Source organism: Pseudomonas sp. RL_105y_Pfl2_101 (genome assembly GCF_963970585.1).
Classification (GTDB): Bacteria; Pseudomonadota; Gammaproteobacteria; order Pseudomonadales; family Pseudomonadaceae; genus Aquipseudomonas.
The window spans coordinates 392,457-411,094 of the sequence record NZ_CAXAPG010000002.1 but is presented as its reverse complement, the minus strand read 5'-3'; the positions used below and the strand labels follow the sequence as shown (position 1 = coordinate 411,094).

Below are 18,638 nucleotides of genomic sequence, written 5' to 3'. Positions count from 1 at the left end.
GTCATGCACGGCGAATCTCCAATCAAGCGTCGCGAATCCCGGAAGATCTGGGTCGGCAACGTGCCCGTGGGCGGCGATGCGCCTATCGCTGTGCAGAGCATGACCAACAGCGACACCAATGACGTGGCCGCCACGGTCGCGCAGATCAACCGTCTGGAAGCCGCCGGTGTCGACATCGTGCGCGTATCGGTGCCGGACATGGACGCCGCCGAGGCGTTCGGCAAGATCAAGCAACTGGTCAAGGTCCCCTTGGTGGCCGACATTCACTTCGACTACCGCATCGCCCTGCGCGTGGCTGAGTTGGGTGTGGATTGCCTGCGCATCAACCCGGGCAACATCGGTCGCGAAGACCGTGTACGTGCCGTGGTGGATGCCGCCCGCGACCGGGGCATCCCGATCCGCATCGGCGTGAACGCCGGTTCCCTGGAAAAAGACCTGCAAAAGAAATACGGCGAACCGACCCCGGCGGCGCTGGTGGAATCGGCCCTGCGGCACGTCGAACATCTCGAGCGCCTGAATTTCCAGGACTTCAAGGTCAGCGTGAAGGCCTCCGACGTGTTCATGGCCGTCGAAGCCTACCGCCTGCTGGCCAAGGAAATCGTCCAGCCGCTGCACCTGGGCATCACCGAAGCCGGTGGGTTGCGTTCGGGCACGGTGAAATCCGCCGTCGGCCTCGGTATGCTGCTCGCCGAAGGGATTGGCGATACTATCCGCATCTCGTTGGCGGCTGACCCGGTCGAGGAAGTGAAAGTCGGCTACGACATTCTCAAGTCCCTGCACCTGCGTTCCCGTGGCATCAACTTCATCGCCTGCCCGAGCTGCTCACGGCAGAACTTCGATGTGGTCAAGACCATGAACGAGCTGGAAGGGCGCCTCGAAGACCTGTTGGTGCCGCTGGATGTCGCGGTGATCGGTTGCGTGGTCAACGGGCCGGGCGAAGCCAAGGAGGCCCACATCGGCCTGACTGGCGGTACACCGAACCTGATTTACATCGACGGCAAGCCGTCGCAGAAACTGACGAATGACAATCTGGTGGATGAGCTGGAACGGCTGATTCGCCAGAAAGCGGCCGAAAAGGTCGAAGCCGACGCAGCGGTTATCGCGCGCGGTTAAGTCGAAAGATTAAGGAATACACGTGAGCAAGTCCCTGCAAGCCATTCGTGGCATGAACGACATCCTGCCCGAGCAGACGCCCCTGTGGCGCTATTTCGAGGGTACCGTGGCGCGTCTGCTGGATAACTACGGCTATCGGCAGATCCGCATGCCGATCGTCGAGTTCACCGAGCTGTTCAAGCGCTCCATCGGTGAAGTGACCGACATCGTCGAAAAAGAGATGTACACCTTCGACGACCGCAACGGCGACTCCCTGACCCTGCGCCCCGAAGGCACGGCGGCCTGTGTGCGAGCGGCGCTCGAGCACGGCATCACCGGCGGCGGTCAGGTGCAGAAACTCTGGTACATCGGTCCGATGTTCCGTCACGAACGTCCGCAGAAAGGCCGTTATCGCCAGTTCCACCAGATTGGTTGCGAAGTGTTCAACCTCGATGGCCCGGACATCGATGCTGAACTGATCGTGCTGACCTGGCGCCTGTGGGGCGAGCTGGGCATCCGTGACGCGGTCAAGCTTGAGCTCAACAGCCTGGGCACCAGCGAGTCCCGTGGCCGCTACCGTGAAGCGTTGGTGGAATTTCTTTGCGCACACCTGGACAAGCTCGACGAAGACAGCCAGCGCCGTCTGAAGACCAACCCACTGCGTGTGCTCGACACCAAGAATGCCGACACCCAGGCGGTCCTGGTCGACGCGCCGAAAATGGCCGACTACCTCGACGACGAATCCCGTGTGCATTTCGAAGGGCTGAAAGCACGCCTCGACGCCGCGGGCATTCCCTACGTGATCAACCCCAAGTTGGTCCGTGGCCTGGATTACTACAGCAAGACCGTCTTCGAATGGGTCACCGACAAGCTCGGCGCCCAGGGCACAGTGTGTGCTGGCGGCCGCTACGACGGGCTGGTGGAGCAGATGGGCGGCAAGCCGACCCCGGGCGTGGGCTTTGCCATGGGCATCGAGCGCCTGGTGCTGATGCTTGAAGCCTTGGACAAGGTGCCCGAAGAACTGTCCCGTCAGGTCGACGTCTACCTGTGCGCCTTTGGCGAGGCCGCCGAGCTGGCAGCCCTGTCGTTGAGCGAGCGGATCCGCGACCAGTTACCCAACCTGCGCTTGCAGATCAACGCTGGTGCCGGCAGCTTCAAGAGCCAATTCAAGAAGGCCGACAAGAGCGGTGCGCTGTACGCATTGATCCTCGGTGACGACGAGCTGGCCCAACAAGTGGTAGGTTTCAAACCCCTGCGTGGCCAGGGCGAACAACAAAGCATTGCCTGGGATGCGCTTGCTGCACACCTGGCCACCTGCGTCGTGCAGGGTTGAAGCTGTCAAACAGCCGATTTAGCGATTAAGGAGTATTGGGGTGTCGAGTACCGAAGATGAACAGCTGGCGGATTTGAAGGAGTGGTGGACGCGCAACGGCAAGCCGCTGGTCACTGGCGGCCTGTTGGCGCTGGTCATCGTGTTCGGCTGGCAGGCCTACCAGAAATACCAGAGCAACCAGTCGCAAGGCGCCTCGGTGCTCTACCAGCAATTGCTGGAAACCACCCTGACCCCGGACGGTAAGCCTGACGCGGCCCGCGTGGCGGACCTGGCCGGCAAGCTGGACCAGGAATTCGGCGGCACCGCCTACGCCCAATACGGTCGCTTGTTCGTGGCCAAGGTGGCGGTGGACACCGGCAAACTGGACGACGCGGCCATCGAGCTCAAAGGTATCGTCGACAAACCGGCTAACCCGACCTTGGGCGAAGTGGCGCGTCAGCGCCTGGCGCAGGTGCTGGCGGCACAGAACAAGGCCGAAGACGCCTTGAAGCTGCTCGACGGTGATGCCGACAAGGCATTCCTGGCGACCCGCGAAGAACTCAAGGGCGACCTGCTGGTACAACTGGGCCGTGCCGATGAGGCCCATGCGGCCTACCAAAAAGCCAAGGCTGCGCTGTCGGATGAAGCCGCAGTCGGTGGCCTGCAAATCAAGCTGGACGACCTGGCCAAAGGGGATGCGTGACGTGATCCGTTGGAAACATGCAGCATTGCTGGCTCTGGCCATTCTGGCCGCGGGTTGCAGCAGCAACAGCAAGAAAGAACTGCCTCCGGCCGAACTGACCGACTTCAAAGAAGAAGTCGTGCTGCAGAAGCAGTGGAGCCGTTCCATCGGCGATGGCCAGGGTGAAACCTACAACATGCTGGTGCCGGCCATCGATGGCGACACCATCTATGCCGGCGATGTCACGGGCGTGGTGATGGCGATGGACCGCACCAACGGCGACGTCAAATGGAAGAAAGATCTTGAGCTGCCTGTTTCCGGCGCCGTTGGCGTGGGTTATGGCCTGGTCATGATCGGCACGCTCAAGGGCGAGATCGTTGCCCTGGACACGAGCAGCGGTGAAGAGAGATGGCGCGCCCGCGTGACCAGTGAAGTGCTCGCACCGCCGGCCAGCAACGGTGACGTGGTAGTGGTCCAGACCCAGGACGACCGTCTGATCGGTCTGGATGCCGCGACTGGCGACCAACGCTGGTTGTACGACAGCACCCCGGCGGTACTGACCCTGCGCGGCACCAGCGCGCCGATCGTGACCAACCGCCTGGCGGTGGCTGGTTTGTCGACCGGTAAAGTGGTGGCCCTGGATATTTCCAACGGCGTGCCGGTCTGGGAGCAACGCGTAGCGATCCCGCAAGGTCGTTCGGAGCTGGAGCGTGTGGTCGACATCGACGGTGGCTTGCTGCTGTCCGGCGGCACACTGTACGTCGCCAGCTATCAGGGTCGCGTTGCAGCACTGGACCTGGAAAGCGGCCGTCCGCTGTGGCAGCGCGATGCGTCTAGCTACGCTGGTGTCGCCCAAGGTTTTGGCAGCGTCTACGTAAGCCTGTCCTCGGGCACCGTCGAAGGCGTTGACGAACGTTCCACCACCGCATTGTGGAGCAACGACTCCCTGGCCCGTCGTCAACTGTCGGCCCCGGAGGTGTTCTCCAGTTACGTTGCAGTAGGTGACCTGGAAGGTTACCTGCACCTGCTCAGCCAGGTGGACGGTCGTTTCGTCGGCCGTGAGCGCATCGACAGCGACGGCCTGCGTGCCCGTCCGCTGGTGGTGGGCGACATGATCTATGTGTATGGCAACAGCGGCAAACTGGAAGCCCTGACCATCAAGTAAGACTATGCTTGGGGCTAATCCCCCCAAGCGGCCTTGTTCACAAGGCTTGCAGTGCTTCCACAGACTGCCCCGAGCACCAGCCGCTGCCTCGCAGCGGCTTTTGTATTTTCTGAAATAACGAAGTGGAGAGCCGCATGGTTCCCGTAATCGCCCTGGTGGGTCGACCGAACGTCGGCAAGTCCACCTTGTTCAATCGCCTGACCAGGACTCGCGACGCCATTGTCGGCGACTTGTCCGGTCTGACCCGTGATCGCCAATACGGTGAGGCCAAGTGGCAAGGGCGTACCTATATTCTGGTCGACACCGGCGGCATCTCCGGTGATGAACACGGCATGGACGAAAAAATGGCCGAGCAGTCGCTGCTCGCCATTGAAGAAGCCGATGTGGTGCTGTTCCTGGTAGACGCCAAGGCCGGTTTTACCGCCGCCGACCAGATGATCGCCGAGCATTTGCGCAAGCGTAACAAGCGTTCCTACGTGGTCGCCAACAAGGTCGACAACATCGACCCGGACATGGCCCGCGCCGAGTTCGCCCCGTTGGGCATGGGCCAGGCGATCCCGATCGCCGGCGCCCACGGTCGTGGCATCACCCAGATGCTGGAAATCGCTCTGGAGAGTTTCCCGAAAGACGACCTGGAAGAGCCGGAAGAGGGCGAGGAAGAGATCGTTGCCGAAGGCGAGGAAGCCAAGCGCATTCCGGGCCCAAGCGAGAAAGACGGGATCAAGATCGCCATCATCGGCCGCCCGAACGTGGGCAAGTCGACGCTGGTCAACCGCATGCTCGGCGAAGACCGGGTCATCGTCTACGACCAGCCCGGCACCACCCGCGACAGCATCTACATTCCCTTCGAACGTAACGAAGAGAAGTACACGCTGATCGACACCGCCGGTGTGCGCAAGCGCGGCAAGATCCACGAAGAAGTTGAAAAGTTCTCCGTGGTCAAGACCCTGCAGGCGATCAAAGACGCCAACGTGGTGATCTTCGTGATGGACGCCCGTGAAGGCGTGGTCGATCACGACTTGAACCTGCTGGGCTTCGCCCTGGAAGCCGGTCGTGCGCTGGTCATCGCGATCAACAAGTGGGACGGCATGACGCCGAGCGAACGGGATTTCGTGAAGATCGAATTGCAGCGTCGTCTGTTCTTCGTCGACTTCGCCGACATCCACTTCATCTCGGCTCTGCACGGCACAGGCGTGGGCAACCTCTACGCTTCGGTGCAGAACTCGTTCAAGTCGGCGGTGACTCGTTGGCCGACCAACCGCCTCACCCAGATCCTCGAAGATGCGGTAGGCGAGCACGCGCCACCGATGGTCAACAACCGTCGGATCAAGCTGCGCTACGCCCACTTGGGCGGTGCCAACCCGCCGATCATCGTGATCCACGGTAACCAGATCGAGAAGGTGCCCAAGTCGTACGTTCGTTACCTGGAGAACACCTATCGTCGCGTCCTGAAGCTGGTCGGCACGCCGATTCGCATCGAGTTCAAGGGCGGTGAGAACCCGTACGAAGGCAACAAGAACACGCTCACCGACCGCCAGGTCAACAAGAAGCGCCGCTTGATGTCGCACCACAAGAAGGCTGACAAGAAGCGCCGCGACAAGCGCTGACCCAGACTTCTCTCAGGACCGTTTTTGTGGCGAGGGCGCTTGCTCTCACTAGGTTGCGTTGTAGGAGCTGTCGAGTGCAACGAGGCTGCGATCTTTCCCCTGACACTTGAGTCTCAAGCGAAAGCTCAAAAGATCGCAGCCTTCGGCAGCTCCTACCACAGCCCAGCGGGAGCAAGCGCCCTCGCCACAGAGTTTTCCTGCGATTCGGTGACAAGAAAAGGGTGCCCTTGGTGGCACCCTTTTTCATGCTCGGCGATTGGGCTATCCTCGAGCTCTCCCGCGCCGCACAGAGCCGGGTGCAGAGCAGGGACCTCCGATGATCACCAGCAAGTTGCCGAATGTCGGCATCACTATTTTCACCCAGATGTCCCAGCTCGCCGCGCAAACGGGCGCGCTGAACCTGTCCCAGGGGTTTCCCGACTTCGATGGTCCGCAGGCCCTGCGCGATGCGGTCGGCCGGCACATTGCCCAAGGCCATAACCAATATTCGCCCATGACCGGCCTGCCGGCGCTACGCCAGCAGATCGCGGCGAAGATCGCCCGTAGCTATGGCGCCAGTGTCGATGCCGATCAGGAGGTCACCGTGACCCCCGGCGCGACCCAGGCGATTTTCTGTGCCATTGCAGCGCTGGTCCACAGCGGCGACGAAGTGATCGTCTTCGACCCCAGCTACGACAGCTACGAGCCTGCCGTGCAATTGGCCGGGGGGCGTTGCGTGCACGTGCCATTGGGCCAGGATGATTTCGCCCTCGACTTCGAGACGCTCGGCGAAGCTCTGAGTCCGCGTACGCGCATGATCATCCTCAACTCGCCGCACAACCCCAGCGGCGCCCTGATCAGCCGCGCTGAACTCGATCAATTGGCGACGCTGATTCGCGACCGTGACATCTACCTGGTCAGCGACGAGGTCTACGAACATTTGGTGTTCGACGGCGTCGCCCACGCCAGTGTCCTGGCCCATGAGGAGCTGTACCGACGCGCCTTCGTGGTCAGTTCGTTCGGCAAGACCTACCACGTCACCGGCTGGAAAACCGGCTACGTGGTGGCGCCAGCGGGGCTGACGGCGGAGCTGCGCAAGGTGCACCAGTACGTCAGCTTCTGTGGCGTGACGCCGTTGCAGTACGCCCTGGCTGACTATATGGCCGAGCATCCGGAATACGTCGATGAACTGCCGGACTTCTACCAGGCCAAGCGTGACCTGTTCTGCGATCTGCTGGCCCCGTCGCGGTTCAGCTTCAAGCGCGTGACCGGCACTTATTTCCAGTTGGTGGACTATTCGCAGGTTCGCCCGGACCTGAATGACGTCGACATGGCGGTGTGGATGACCCGTGAGCATGGCGTGGCGACGATTCCGGTTTCGGTGTTCTACCAGCACCCACCACAAGGCCAGCGCCTGGTGCGCCTGTGCTTTGCCAAACGCGAGGAGACGCTGCGCGAAGCGGCGGAAAAACTATGCGTGATTTGAGCGCGTTGCCAGACCTCGACATTGCCCTGGTCCAGACCACCCTGGCCTGGCATGACCGCAGGGCCAACCTGGAGCATTTCCAAGCGCTGCTTGAGCAGGCGCGCGGGGCTGACCTGATCATCCTCCCGGAAATGTTCACCACGGGTTTCTCCATGGAGTCCGAGACCCTGGCGGAACCGGAAAGCGGCCCGACGCACCAATGGCTCAAGGCCCAGGCTGCGAAGCTGGACGCGGTGGTCACCGGCAGTGTGATCATCCAGGCCGCTGATGGCAGCCATCGCAATCGCTTGCTCTGGGCGCGGCCGGATGGAGAGGTGCTGCATTACGATAAGCGCCATCTGTTTCGCATGGCGGGGGAGCACAACCACTACACTCCGGGTGAGCGGCAGGTGCTGTTCGAGCTCAAGGGCTGGCGGATTCGTCCGCTGATTTGCTACGACCTGCGCTTCCCGGTCTGGAGCCGCGACGCCGAGGACACCGACCTGCTGCTGTACACCGCCAACTGGCCCGGGGCGCGGCGTCAGCACTGGAATCGGCTGTTGCCGGCTCGGGCGATCGAGAACCTGTGCTACGTGGCGGCGGTAAACCGTGTCGGCACCGACGGTAAGGGTTTCGCCTACGCCGGTGACAGCCAGGTGCTGGACTTCCAGGGCGAAACCCTGCTCAGCGCTGGCGAAGCGGATGGCGTGTTCAACGTGTATTTGAACGCGGCGGACCTGGCGGCCTATCGCGCGCGGTTTCCGGCGAACCTGGATGCCGATTCGTTTGAATTCATCTGATTGAAACGATTCAGCCCTTAAGGAACGGTGTCTCGTGCCGATAACCGGTCAGCCAAGGAGAAGTCCGTATGACCAGTATCAGCGCAACCACCGTTAATCCTTATCCGTTGTCCGCTCCTAAAGTCTCCATTCGCGGGGCTGAAGAAGAGAAAGCGGTCAGTCCTGTAGCATCGACTGATAGCAGTGAAGACAAAGACAAGAAACTGGAAGTTGACACCAGCGGTGCGAATATCGCCGGCGTAGGCGGCAGCAACGGCAGCAATGTCATCGAACAGCTGAAGAAGCAGATCGAGCAGACCGAGAAGTTGCTGGCCGAACAGCAAGCCCAGTTGGCCCGGGTCCAGAAACGCCAGGCCGATCAGGAGCAAAAAGCCCAGGAAGTCATGGCGGTTCAGACCCAGATCATGGCGACTCAGGCGACTTTGCACACCTTGCAGGCCGCGCTGTTGCAGGCGATGACAGTCTCGATCGATACCCATGCCTGATAGCCCGGTCGTCTGGTAGGGCCCCTTCGCGAGCAAGCCCGCTCCACAATGGACCTGCGGCGGACACAAATTCTGTGCCTGGCAAAGACCTCCTGTGGGAGCGGGCTTGCTCGCGAAGGCGTCGGAACAGCCAACCCAACATCAAGCCAAACAAAAAGGCCCCAGGGTTCTCACCCCAGGGCCTTTTTGTATTCTAGCCGAACGATCAGGCGGCTTTGGCTTCCGGTTGGCTCAGGGAGCGATTCAGTGCACTGAACAGCGCCTTGAAGCTGGCGGTGGTGATGTTCTCATCGATACCCACGCCGTGCACCGCACGCTCGCCGTTGACCCGCAATTCGATATACGCCGCGGCCTTGGCATTGGTGCCGGCGCCGATGGCGTGTTCGTTGTAGTCCATGATCTCCACTGGAACCGGCAGGCCGGCCACCAGCGCTTCCAGCGCGCCGTTGCCCTTGCCGCGCCAGTGCAGGTTGGTCTCGCCCTGGCCCTTGCTCGCCACTTCCACTTCTACGGCGCTGTTGCCGTTTTCTTCCTGCAGGCGATGGCTGACCAGCGCGTACGGGGTATTGGCTTGCAGGTATTCACGCTGCAGCAAGGCGTGGATCTGCTGGGCGGTCATTTCCAGGCCCAAGCGATCGGTTTCGCGCTGTACCACCTGGCTGAACTCGATCTGCATGCGACGCGGCAGGCTGATGCCGTATTCCTGCTCCAGCAGGTAGGCGATACCGCCCTTGCCCGATTGGCTATTGACGCGAATCACCGCCTCGTAGCTGCGGCCAATGTCGGCCGGGTCGATCGGCAGGTACGGCACTTCCCACAGCGCGTCCGGTTTCTGCTGGGTAAAACCTTTGCGGATGGCATCCTGGTGCGAACCGGAGAACGCGGTGTGAACCAGGTCGCCAACGTACGGATGACGCGGGTGCACCGGGATCTGGTTGCATTCCTCGACCACTTTGCGCACGCCGTCGATGTCGGAGAAGTCCAGCTCGGGGTTGATGCCCTGGGTGTAGAGGTTCAGTGCCACGGTCACCAGGTCGACGTTACCGGTGCGTTCGCCGTTGCCGAACAGGCAGCCTTCGACACGATCGGCGCCGGCCATCAGGCCCAGCTCGGTAGCGGCCACGCCGGTGCCACGGTCGTTGTGGGTGTGCAGGCTGATGAGCACGCTGTCACGACGGGTGATGTTGCGGTGGAACCACTCGATCTGGTCGGCGTAGATGTTCGGGGTGGCGACTTCCACGGTAGCAGGCAGGTTGAGGATCACCTTGCGCTCGGGCGTCGGGTTCCAGACTTCGATCACCGCGTCGCAGACTTCCTTGGCGAACTCCAACTCGGTGGCGCTGAAGGTCTCTGGCGAGTATTCGAACTGCCACTGGGTTTCCGGCTGCTGCGCGGCGTATTTGACGAACAGCTTGGCCGCGTTCACCGCGATTTCCTTCACGCCTTGCTTGTCCTGATTGAACACGATGCGGCGGAACGACGGGCAGGTGGCGTTGTACAGGTGGACGATGGCCTTTTTTGCGCCGCGCAGGGATTCGAACGTGCGGGCGATCAAGTCTTCACGGGCCTGGGTCAGCACCTGGATGGTGGTGTCGTCCGGGATGTGGCCTTCTTCGATGAGGGTGCGCACGAAGTCGAAGTCGGTCTGCGAAGCGGCTGGGAACGACGCTTCGATTTCTTTCACGCCCACGGCGACGAGGGTTTTCCAGAAGCGCAGCTTCTTCACCGCATCCATTGGCTCGATCAGCGACTGGTTGCCGTCGCGCAGGTCGGAACTGCACCAGATCGGCGCGGCGGTGATGGTCTTCGACGGCCAGGTGCGATCCGGCAGGTTGATGGTCGGGAAGGCGCGGTATTTGGAAGACGGGTCTTTGAGCATGCTCATGGGGAAATCCTTATTGTAGTGGCCGGAAAGAGGCGGCCTGCCGGTGTTTCGAATGGGGGTGGCTTCAGAGCAGGGGCGAGGTGCCGCGATTCAGCCCGGCAGTCGTGCGCTGACGAGGCACAGGCTGCGGTGCTGGCGAAGCTGAATGAGGGTGTGAGAGGTTTTCATGCCTTCAACCCTAACCGCGTGAGGAGAGGATCGCAAGCAGTCGGAAAAAATTGAGAGAAGTTCTGCTTTTAGGCGGGTTTGCGAGATTTAATCGCGTATATAGACAGTTTGTATCCTAAGGATTGCGTCGATATTTAGGGCTTGGCAATTCCGAGGATAGTGGTGCTGCGGCTGCCGTCATCGCGAGCAGCCTCGCCCCCACAGGGGATCTCTATGGGTTGCAAATGTTGTGTTCACCAGAGAACCCAATGTGTGCGAGCCTGCTCGCGAAGAGGCCGGTAGCCCCACCGCAAATATTCAGGGTTGAAAAGCCCCGATAAAAATCGCCGGATCCACCCGCGCATCATTCAAACTGATATTCCAGTGCATATGCGGCCCCGTTGCCCGGCCGGTGGCGCCGACCTTACCCACCACGGAGCCCCGGGCCAGGTGTTGGCCGACCTTCACGTCGATCTTCGACATGTGGCAGAACATGCTGATGAAGCCTTGTCCATGGTCGACGAACACGGTGTTTCCATTGAAAAAGTAGTTGCCGGTGAGGATCACCTTGCCGGCGGCCGGGGTCTTGATCGGTGTACCGGCGGGTACCGCGAAGTCCAGGCCGGCGTGAGGGTTGCGTTCTTCGCCGTTGAAGAACCGGCGCACGCCGAACTTGCTCGACAGCGGGCCGTTGACCGGTTTGTCCAGCAGCAGGTTGCTGGGGATGTTCGGGCTGAAGCTGCGATAGGCTTTCAGTTGCACGGCCAGCTCGGCATTGATGCGCTTGAGGTCCGCCGGGTTCGGGTTGACCTGGCGCTTGTTCTTCAGGGTGATGCGTTGTTCGGGGTACTTTTTATAGCCGACCACGAACGGCTGGGTGCCGCCGCCACTGCTGATCCGCTGGGTGCCGGGCTGGACCGTCAGCGGGATGCCGACAATCGCCAGCCAGTTGTCCTGTTCCTTGACCACCAGCACCGGCTTGCCTTGGTAGCTGGCTTTCGGGGCCTTGGCTGCGCTGCCCAGGTCCACCACGGCCACACCGCCGGGCACTGGTTTGTTCAGCAGGCGGGTGATGTAACTGTCGGCGTGGGCGTTGAAGGTCAGGCACAGCAAGAGCAATGGGACGAGATATCGCGGCATGAATCAATCCAGTAAAGAAAGGGTGACCGGCGTCAGGTGATTGTCTTCGACCCTTACCAGCAATTGGCCTTCGCCGAGCTTGGCGGTCAGACGCTGGCCGGTCTGGGTTTGGTCGGCACTGCGGATCGCATGGCCGCGTTCGTCCAGCAAAATGCTGTAGCCCCGGCCGAGGGTCGCCAGGGGGCTGACGATGTGCAGCGTCTGCATCTGGTTGTGCAATTGCACGCGGCGTGTTTTCAGGGTTTCGCGCATGGCCCGGGGCAGGCGTTCGGCCAGGCTGTCCAGGCGCTGGCGCAGCAATGCCAGTTGCCGGCCCGGGTGTTGCCCGGCCAGGCGGGTTTCCAGGCGGATCAAGCGCTCACGGCGGGTATTGAGGCTGCGTTCGAACGCCCGGCGCATGCGCATGTCCAGGTCGTCGAGGCGCTGGGCTTGCTGACGCAGGCGTTCGCCGGGGTGGCGCAGGCGTCGGGTGAGGCCTTCGAGGCGCAGTTGATCGCGCATCAGCCGGTCACGCATGCGCATCACCAGTCGGCGATGCAGGCTTTCGACGCGACGGATCAGGTCTCCGGCATCCGGTGCGAGCAGTTCGGCGGCGGCGGACGGGGTCGGGGCGCGGACGTCGGCAACGAAATCGCTGATGGACACGTCGGTCTCATGGCCGACGGCGCTGACGATCGGTGTGACGCAGGCATCCACCGCCCGGGCCACCGCTTCTTCGTTGAAACACCACAAGTCTTCCAGCGAACCGCCACCCCGGGCCAGGATCAGCGCATCGAAACCACGGGCGTCGGCCAGCTTCAGGGCGCGGACGATTTGTGCGGTGGCTTCGCGACCTTGCACGGCGGTGGGGATCAGCGTCAGGGCGATCTGCGGCGCGCGGCGGCGGAACACGCTGATGATGTCGCGGATCACCGCGCCCGTGGGTGAGCTGATAATGCCAATGCGTTGCGGGTGGGCCGGCAACGGCACCTTGCGCTCGGCACTGAACAGGCCTTCGGCGCTGAGCTTTTCCTTCAGGGCATCGAAGGCCAGGCGTAGCGCGCCATCGCCGGCCGGTTCCACGGTGTCGAGGATCAGCTGATAATCGCCACGGCCCTCGAACAGCGAGACCTTGCCGCGCACTTTCACCGCCAGCCCGTCCTTCAAGGCCTGGCGTACCCGCGCGGCATTCTGCCGGAACAGCGCGCAACGCACTTGGGCGCCACTGTCCTTGAGGGTGAAGTACACATGGCCGGAGGCCGGGCGGGCGAGGTTGGAGATTTCGCCCTCGACCCAGATGTTGCTGAACACGTCTTCAAGCAACACCCGCGCACGGCCGTTGAGCTGGCTGACAGTCAGGACTTCGCGGTCCAGGCCCAGTCGGGCAAAGGGATCTTTAATCATGGGCGGCATGATAAGGGCATTCGCAGGGGAATCTCCATGTGTGCAGACAAATCCTCCTGTGCAGTCCCCACAAATCCTGGATGTACCCCCCGGCATCTGGCTAAAGTCGTCGCTCTCCTCATCAAGGAAGTGCCGGATGAATCTTCTCCCATGGTTGGACCAGTGGGCATTCGCCCCTACGCAATGGCTGGTGATCGGCTCGGCCATTGCCCTGGTCTACATCGTGTTCGGCATTGCCGGGTTCGGCACGGCGCTGGTGGCCGCGCCCATCCTGCTGCTGTTCATGCCACTGTCGAAAATCGTCCCACTGCTGGTCGTGTTGGATTGTGTCGCGGCCTTCGGCAACTTGCTGCCCTCGCGCCGGGACGTGTCCCGGCCGGAGTTGCTGCGGTTGTTGCCCTGTATGGCGGTGGGTTGCACCCTCGGGGTGATTTTCCTGCTCAACCTCAAGTCCGACCTGTTGTTGCTGCTGATGGGGTTGTTCATCAGTAGCTATGCCATCTATAGCCTGTTGATAAAAACCCGGCCGACACAATTGTCATCGCCGTGGGCGTTTGCGATGGGCACGGTGGGCGGGATGTTCGGTGCGTTGTTTGGCAGTGGCGGCTTTTTATATGCCATCTACCTGAACAGTCGCTTGCCGAAGGACTCGGCCCGAGCCACGCAAAGCGCCCTGATCAGTTGCAGCACGGTGGTGCGCTTGAGCCTGTTTATCGTGGCCGGGGTGTATGCCGAGCTACCCTTGTTGGTACTGGCGCTGTGTTTGTTGCCGGCCATGGCGCTGGGGTTGTGGGCGGGGCGTCGCTTGACGATGAGGATATCGCGAGAGGTATTCGTGCGGTTGGTCACCTGGTTGGTGCTTGCCAGCGGTCTCGCGTTGATCGGGCGCTACCTGAGTGCTTGACCTGGCCCCGCCAGGGATTAAGCTGCCGGCCTTTGATCAGACCCTGCCAGGGCAACAGCCAGGCCTCGCCATGAATTCGCAAAGCATCATCGTTCCGAAAATTTCCACCCTGCCAGTCCACGAACCTCGGGCCCGGGCGATCGTGCGCTGGCTGGTGCGCAAGAATATAGTCGAAGAACAACTGACCACCTGCGGGCGCACCGGCAATCGCATGGCCCACGCCATCGCCCCCGGTGCTCGCGAGGTGGTCTTGCATCCTGAGGCCTTGCCGTTCGGTGAGGCGATCAATGGTCTGGAGATCCTCACCAAGCGCTGCATCTATACACCGGCCAAGGGCTTTCTCGAGGAAGCCGGTTGCGCCGAGTGCCGCAAGGAAGTCGGTGAAGCGCTGTTCGAAAGCCTGGAAGACTGGATGCCGGCGCGCACCGACAACTTCACCTGCCCCGAATGCGGCCATGAAGATGACATCAACGGCTTCCTGTTCCTGCAGCCCTGCGGCTTTTCCAATCTGGGGTTCATCTTCAACAACTGGTTGGAGGCGGGGTTCAAGCAGGACTTTCTCGATGAGTTCGCCGATTGGCTCGATCAGCCGGTGAGTTGGGTGAAGGTGGAGTTGTAGGAGAGGCGCAATAACCCCTGTGGGAGCAAGCCCGCTTCCACAGGGGAATGTGTTGGCAATCGGGCGGCGATTTAGCCCGTCAATCAGCCCGGCAATAATAGACAGAGTTTTACATTGAGCCAGACGGGGTGCATGAGTATAATGGCGCGCTTCCATTTTCCCGCTCGGGAGCCCCCGCGATGCTGCGTATCAGCCAAGAAGCTCTGACCTTCGACGACATTCTCCTAGTGCCCGGTTATTCCGAAGTACTGCCTAACGAAGTCAGTCTCAAAACCCGTCTCACCCGTGGCATCGAACTGAATATCCCCCTGGTTTCCGCCGCCATGGACACCGTGACCGAAGCCCGTCTGGCCATTGCCATGGCCCAGGAAGGCGGTATCGGTATCATCCACAAGAACATGACCATCGAACAGCAGGCCGCCGAAGTGCGCAAGGTCAAGCGGTTCGAAGCTGGCGTGGTCAAGGACCCGATCACCATCGAGGCTGACGCCACGGTTCGCGATCTGTTCGAACTGACCCGCATGCACAACATCTCCGGCGTTCCGGTGCTGCACGATGGTGACCTGGTCGGCATCGTCACCTCCCGCGACGTGCGTTTCGAGAACCGCCTGGATGCCACCGTCCGCCAAGTGATGACGCCTAAAGAGCGTCTGGTCACGGTCAAGGAAGGCACCAACAAGGACGACGTCCGCGAGTTGTTGCACAAGCACCGCATCGAGCGCGTGCTGATCGTCGACGACAAATTCGCCCTCAAAGGCATGATGACCGTCAACGACATCGAAAAAGCCAAGGCCTACCCGCTGGCCAGCAAGGACGACCAAGGTCGTCTGCGCGTCGGCGCTGCGGTTGGCACCGGCAAGGACACCGGTGACCGTGTCGCCGCGCTGGTCAGTGCCGGTGTTGACGTGGTGGTGGTCGACACCGCCCACGGCCACTCCAAAGGCGTGATCGAGCGCGTTCGCTGGGTCAAGCAGAACTTCCCTGAAGTGCAGGTGATCGGCGGCAACATCGCCACCGGCGCTGCGGCCCAGGCCCTGGCCGAAGCCGGCGCCGACGCGGTCAAGGTCGGTATCGGCCCAGGCTCGATCTGCACCACCCGCATCGTTGCCGGTGTCGGCGTGCCGCAGATCAGCGCCATCGCCAACGTCGCCGCCGCCCTTGAAGGCACCGGCGTACCGTTGATCGCCGACGGTGGCATCCGGTTCTCCGGTGACCTGTCCAAGGCCATCGTAGCCGGTGCCTCCTGCGTGATGATGGGGTCGATGTTCGCCGGTACCGAAGAAGCACCGGGCGAGATCGAACTGTTCCAGGGCCGTAGCTACAAGGCCTATCGCGGCATGGGTTCGCTGGGCGCCATGTCCCAGGCCCAGGGCTCCTCCGACCGTTACTTCCAGGACTCCTCCGCGGGTGCCGAGAAGCTGGTGCCGGAAGGCATCGAAGGTCGCGTGCCGTACAAAGGCACCCTGAGCGCCATCATCCATCAACTGATGGGCGGCCTGCGTTCTTCCATGGGCTACACCGGCAGCGCCAACATCGAAGAGATGCGCACCAAGCCGGAATTCGTGCGTATCACCGGCGCTGGCATGGCCGAGTCCCATGTCCACGATGTGCAGATCACCAAGGAAGCGCCGAACTACCGCGTAGGTTAAGGCCTTCAGCAAAACGTTAATCACCGGGGCTGTTCATTCAGCCCCGAGTTGTTTCTGATTCACTACATGAGAATGAGTCATGGCCCTCGACATTCACGCTCACCGCATCCTGATCCTCGACTTCGGTTCCCAGTACACCCAACTGATCGCCCGCCGCGTGCGTGAAATCGGTGTGTACTGCGAATTGCATCCGTTCGACATGGACGACGAAGCGATTCGCGAATTCGCGCCTAAAGGCGTCATCCTCGCCGGCGGCCCGGAGTCCGTGCACGAAGCCGACAGCCCGCGCTGCCCGCAAGCCGTGTTCGACCTGGGCGTACCCGTCTTCGGTATCTGCTACGGCATGCAGACCATGGCTGAACAGCTGGGCGGCAAGGTCGAAGGTTCGGACCTGCGTGAGTTCGGTTATGCCCGCGTTGACGTAGTCGGCAAGAGCCGCCTGTTGGACGGTATCGAGGACCACGTCGACGCTGACGGCCTGTTCGGCCTGGACGTGTGGATGAGCCACGGTGACAAGGTCACCAAGATGCCGGAAGACTTCCACATCCTGGCCAGCACCCCGAGCTGCCCGGTTGCCGGCATGTTCAACGATGATCGCCGTTACTACGGCGTGCAGTTTCACCCTGAAGTGACCCACACCAAGCAGGGCGGCCGCATCCTGTCGCGCTTCATCCTCGACATCTGCGAGTGTGAAGCCCTGTGGACCCCATCGAAAATCGCTGAAGACGCCATCGCCCAGGTCCGCGCCCAGGTTGGCACCGACAACGTGCTGCTGGGCCTGTCCGGCGGTGTCGATTCCTCGGTAGTAGCCGCCCTGCTGCACAAGGCCATTGGCGACCAACTGACCTGCGTCTTCGTCGACAACGGCCTGCTGCGTCTGCACGAAGGCGAGCAAGTGATGGCCATGTTCGCCGAGAACATGGGCGTCAAAGTGATCCGCGCCAACGCCGAAGAGCAGTTCCTGAATAACCTGGCCGGCGAGTCCGACCCGGAGAAAAAGCGCAAGATCATCGGCCGTACCTTCATCGACGTGTTCGATGCCGAATCCTGCAAGCTGGACAACATCAAGTACCTGGCCCAAGGCACCATCTACCCCGACGTGATCGAGTCGGCCGGCGCCAAGAGCGGCAAGGCCCACGTGATCAAGTCCCACCACAACGTCGGTGGCCTGCCGGAAGAGATGAACCTCAAGCTGGTCGAGCCGCTGCGCGAACTGTTCAAGGACGAAGTGCGTCGTCTCGGCCTGGAACTGGGCCTGCCGTACGACATGGTCTACCGTCACCCATTCCCGGGCCCGGGCCTGGGCGTGCGGATCCTCGGTGAAGTGAAGAAGGAATACGCCGACCTGCTGCGTCGCGCCGACCACATCTTCATCGAAGAACTGCGCAAGGCCGACTGGTACCACAAGGTCAGCCAGGCGTTCGTGGTGTTCCAGCCAGTGAAATCGGTGGGCGTGGTCGGCGATGGCCGTCGCTACGCTTGGGTCGTCGCCCTGCGCGCCGTGGAAACCATCGACTTCATGACCGCGCGTTGGGCACACCTGCCGTACGAGCTTCTGGAGACCGTCTCCGGGCGGATCATCAATGAGATCGAAGGCATTTCCCGCGTGACGTATGACGTGTCGAGCAAGCCGCCGGCGACGATTGAGTGGGAATGAGTCAGGCATAAATATCTGTACTGCTGACGGCCGCTATTGGCTCCGGCGCCTGCCTTGAAAAAAAGCCCTCTGGATAACTTCCATAGGGCTTTTTTCATTTTTACAGGCCAATTCCGGGCTTCCCTCAGGCTGCCAACCGCAATGACAGACTGTGAGGGTGCTGGGAGGGCACTGCCGTCACCTCTCGCTACGATTACCCGCCTTAGCGTGCACCGGGAAACGCTTATCATCGGGCTGCAGTCATGGGTATTTCACTGGCATGGTTCGCGGAGATTTTTCGCATGCCAACCATTTTTCCATTTTTCGAGACGCTGCGCAGTGGCGCTTTTTGAAATATGAGAAGGTTGTCATTTGACAACTTCGCGGGCCGTGCGAATACTGGAGATCACGGATGATTCGTCCAACGCACCCGAAGAAAGAGGTCGAAGAAGCGCTCAGGCATGCCGAAGGGCACGGATGGCGCATAGAAGTCGGCGGCGATCACGCTTGGGGGAGGGTTTATTGCCCGTACAAAGACGCGGTGTGCCGTTGTGGCGAGTTCTGCATCACCTCGATATGGAGCACGCCGAAGAACCCTGGCAACCATGCGCGAGCCTTGCGACGCGTTGTGGGCAATTGCTCGACGCATCGCAATCGGCGCGATGCGGATTACGATGCTAAGGAATAG

At 61.5% G+C, this 18,638-nt stretch carries 16 protein-coding genes; 13 read left to right on the top strand and 3 right to left on the bottom strand.

From position 1 onward, the window contains the following. The first annotated feature begins 3 nt into the window (after positions 1-3). The 8 genes from ispG (at position 4) to AACY31_RS04555 (ending at position 8,587) form a co-directional block, all read left to right on the top strand. Positions 4-1,113 carry a flavodoxin-dependent (E)-4-hydroxy-3-methylbut-2-enyl-diphosphate synthase gene (gene ispG / locus AACY31_RS04590; protein WP_003185136.1) on the top strand — a complete coding sequence of 370 codons (1,110 nt, stop codon included), beginning with the start codon at positions 4-6 and terminating at the stop codon, positions 1,111-1,113. A 22-nt stretch (positions 1,114-1,135) separates the two neighbouring features. Next, the gene (hisS, locus tag AACY31_RS04585) at positions 1,136-2,425 is read left to right on the top strand and encodes a histidine--tRNA ligase (RefSeq protein ID WP_339482761.1); all 1,290 of its coding nucleotides are present in this window, start codon (positions 1,136-1,138) and stop codon (positions 2,423-2,425) included. Between the two features lie 40 nt (positions 2,426-2,465). Continuing rightward, positions 2,466-3,107: a YfgM family protein gene (locus AACY31_RS04580; RefSeq protein WP_339482762.1), complete on the top strand. Its 642-nt coding sequence runs from the start codon at positions 2,466-2,468 to the stop codon at positions 3,105-3,107. Further along, a complete protein-coding gene (bamB, locus tag AACY31_RS04575) occupies positions 3,100-4,251 on the top strand; it encodes an outer membrane protein assembly factor BamB (protein ID WP_339482764.1) in 1,152 nt (383 codons plus the stop codon). The genes AACY31_RS04580 and bamB overlap by 8 nt, the downstream gene beginning before the upstream one ends. Before the next feature lie 134 nt (positions 4,252-4,385). Further along, positions 4,386-5,858, top strand: coding sequence for a ribosome biogenesis GTPase Der (der, locus tag AACY31_RS04570; protein ID WP_339482766.1), 1,473 nt, complete (start codon positions 4,386-4,388; stop codon positions 5,856-5,858). Between the two features lie 316 nt (positions 5,859-6,174). After that, the gene (locus AACY31_RS04565; RefSeq protein WP_339482768.1) at positions 6,175-7,323 is read left to right on the top strand and encodes a pyridoxal phosphate-dependent aminotransferase; all 1,149 of its coding nucleotides are present in this window, start codon (positions 6,175-6,177) and stop codon (positions 7,321-7,323) included. Next, positions 7,311-8,102, top strand: a complete 792-nt coding sequence (locus tag AACY31_RS04560) for an amidohydrolase (protein WP_339482769.1) — start codon at positions 7,311-7,313, stop codon at positions 8,100-8,102. Before AACY31_RS04565 ends, AACY31_RS04560 begins: the two co-directional genes overlap by 13 nt. Positions 8,103-8,170: 68 nt before the next feature. Continuing rightward, positions 8,171-8,587, top strand: a complete 417-nt coding sequence (locus AACY31_RS04555; RefSeq protein WP_339492900.1) for a hypothetical protein — start codon at positions 8,171-8,173, stop codon at positions 8,585-8,587. A gap of 205 nt (positions 8,588-8,792) precedes the next feature. Here the strand turns inward: AACY31_RS04555 and leuA are convergent, their stop codons facing one another. The 3 genes from leuA to xseA form a co-directional block, all read right to left on the bottom strand. Further along, a complete protein-coding gene (gene leuA, locus AACY31_RS04550; protein WP_339482771.1) occupies positions 8,793-10,472 on the bottom strand; it encodes a 2-isopropylmalate synthase in 1,680 nt (559 codons plus the stop codon). Between the two features lie 465 nt (positions 10,473-10,937). Further along, complete coding sequence (locus AACY31_RS04545; RefSeq protein WP_339482772.1) at positions 10,938-11,759, bottom strand: peptidoglycan DD-metalloendopeptidase family protein; 822 nt, start codon at positions 11,757-11,759, stop codon at positions 10,938-10,940. A 3-nt stretch (positions 11,760-11,762) separates the two neighbouring features. Beyond that, on the bottom strand, positions 11,763-13,142 hold the full coding sequence (xseA, locus tag AACY31_RS04540) for an exodeoxyribonuclease VII large subunit (protein WP_339482774.1): 1,380 nt from the start codon (positions 13,140-13,142) through the stop codon (positions 11,763-11,765). Positions 13,143-13,278: 136 nt separating this feature from the next. Between xseA and AACY31_RS04535 the strand changes: the two genes are divergently transcribed. The 5 genes from AACY31_RS04535 to AACY31_RS04515 all read left to right on the top strand — a co-directional run bounded on the left by AACY31_RS04535 (position 13,279) and on the right by AACY31_RS04515 (position 18,638). Continuing rightward, the gene (locus AACY31_RS04535) at positions 13,279-14,046 is read left to right on the top strand and encodes a sulfite exporter TauE/SafE family protein (RefSeq protein ID WP_339482775.1); all 768 of its coding nucleotides are present in this window, start codon (positions 13,279-13,281) and stop codon (positions 14,044-14,046) included. A 70-nt stretch (positions 14,047-14,116) separates the two neighbouring features. Further along, a complete protein-coding gene (locus AACY31_RS04530) occupies positions 14,117-14,665 on the top strand; it encodes a sugar ABC transporter ATPase (protein WP_339482776.1) in 549 nt (182 codons plus the stop codon). 179 nt (positions 14,666-14,844) lie between these two features. Then, positions 14,845-16,314: an IMP dehydrogenase gene (gene guaB / locus AACY31_RS04525; protein ID WP_339482777.1), complete on the top strand. Its 1,470-nt coding sequence runs from the start codon at positions 14,845-14,847 to the stop codon at positions 16,312-16,314. Positions 16,315-16,393: 79 nt separating this feature from the next. Beyond that, positions 16,394-17,971, top strand: a complete 1,578-nt coding sequence (gene guaA / locus AACY31_RS04520; RefSeq protein WP_339482778.1) for a glutamine-hydrolyzing GMP synthase — start codon at positions 16,394-16,396, stop codon at positions 17,969-17,971. 391 nt (positions 17,972-18,362) lie between these two features. Beyond that, positions 18,363-18,638, top strand: a complete 276-nt coding sequence (locus AACY31_RS04515) for a hypothetical protein (protein ID WP_339503910.1) — start codon at positions 18,363-18,365, stop codon at positions 18,636-18,638.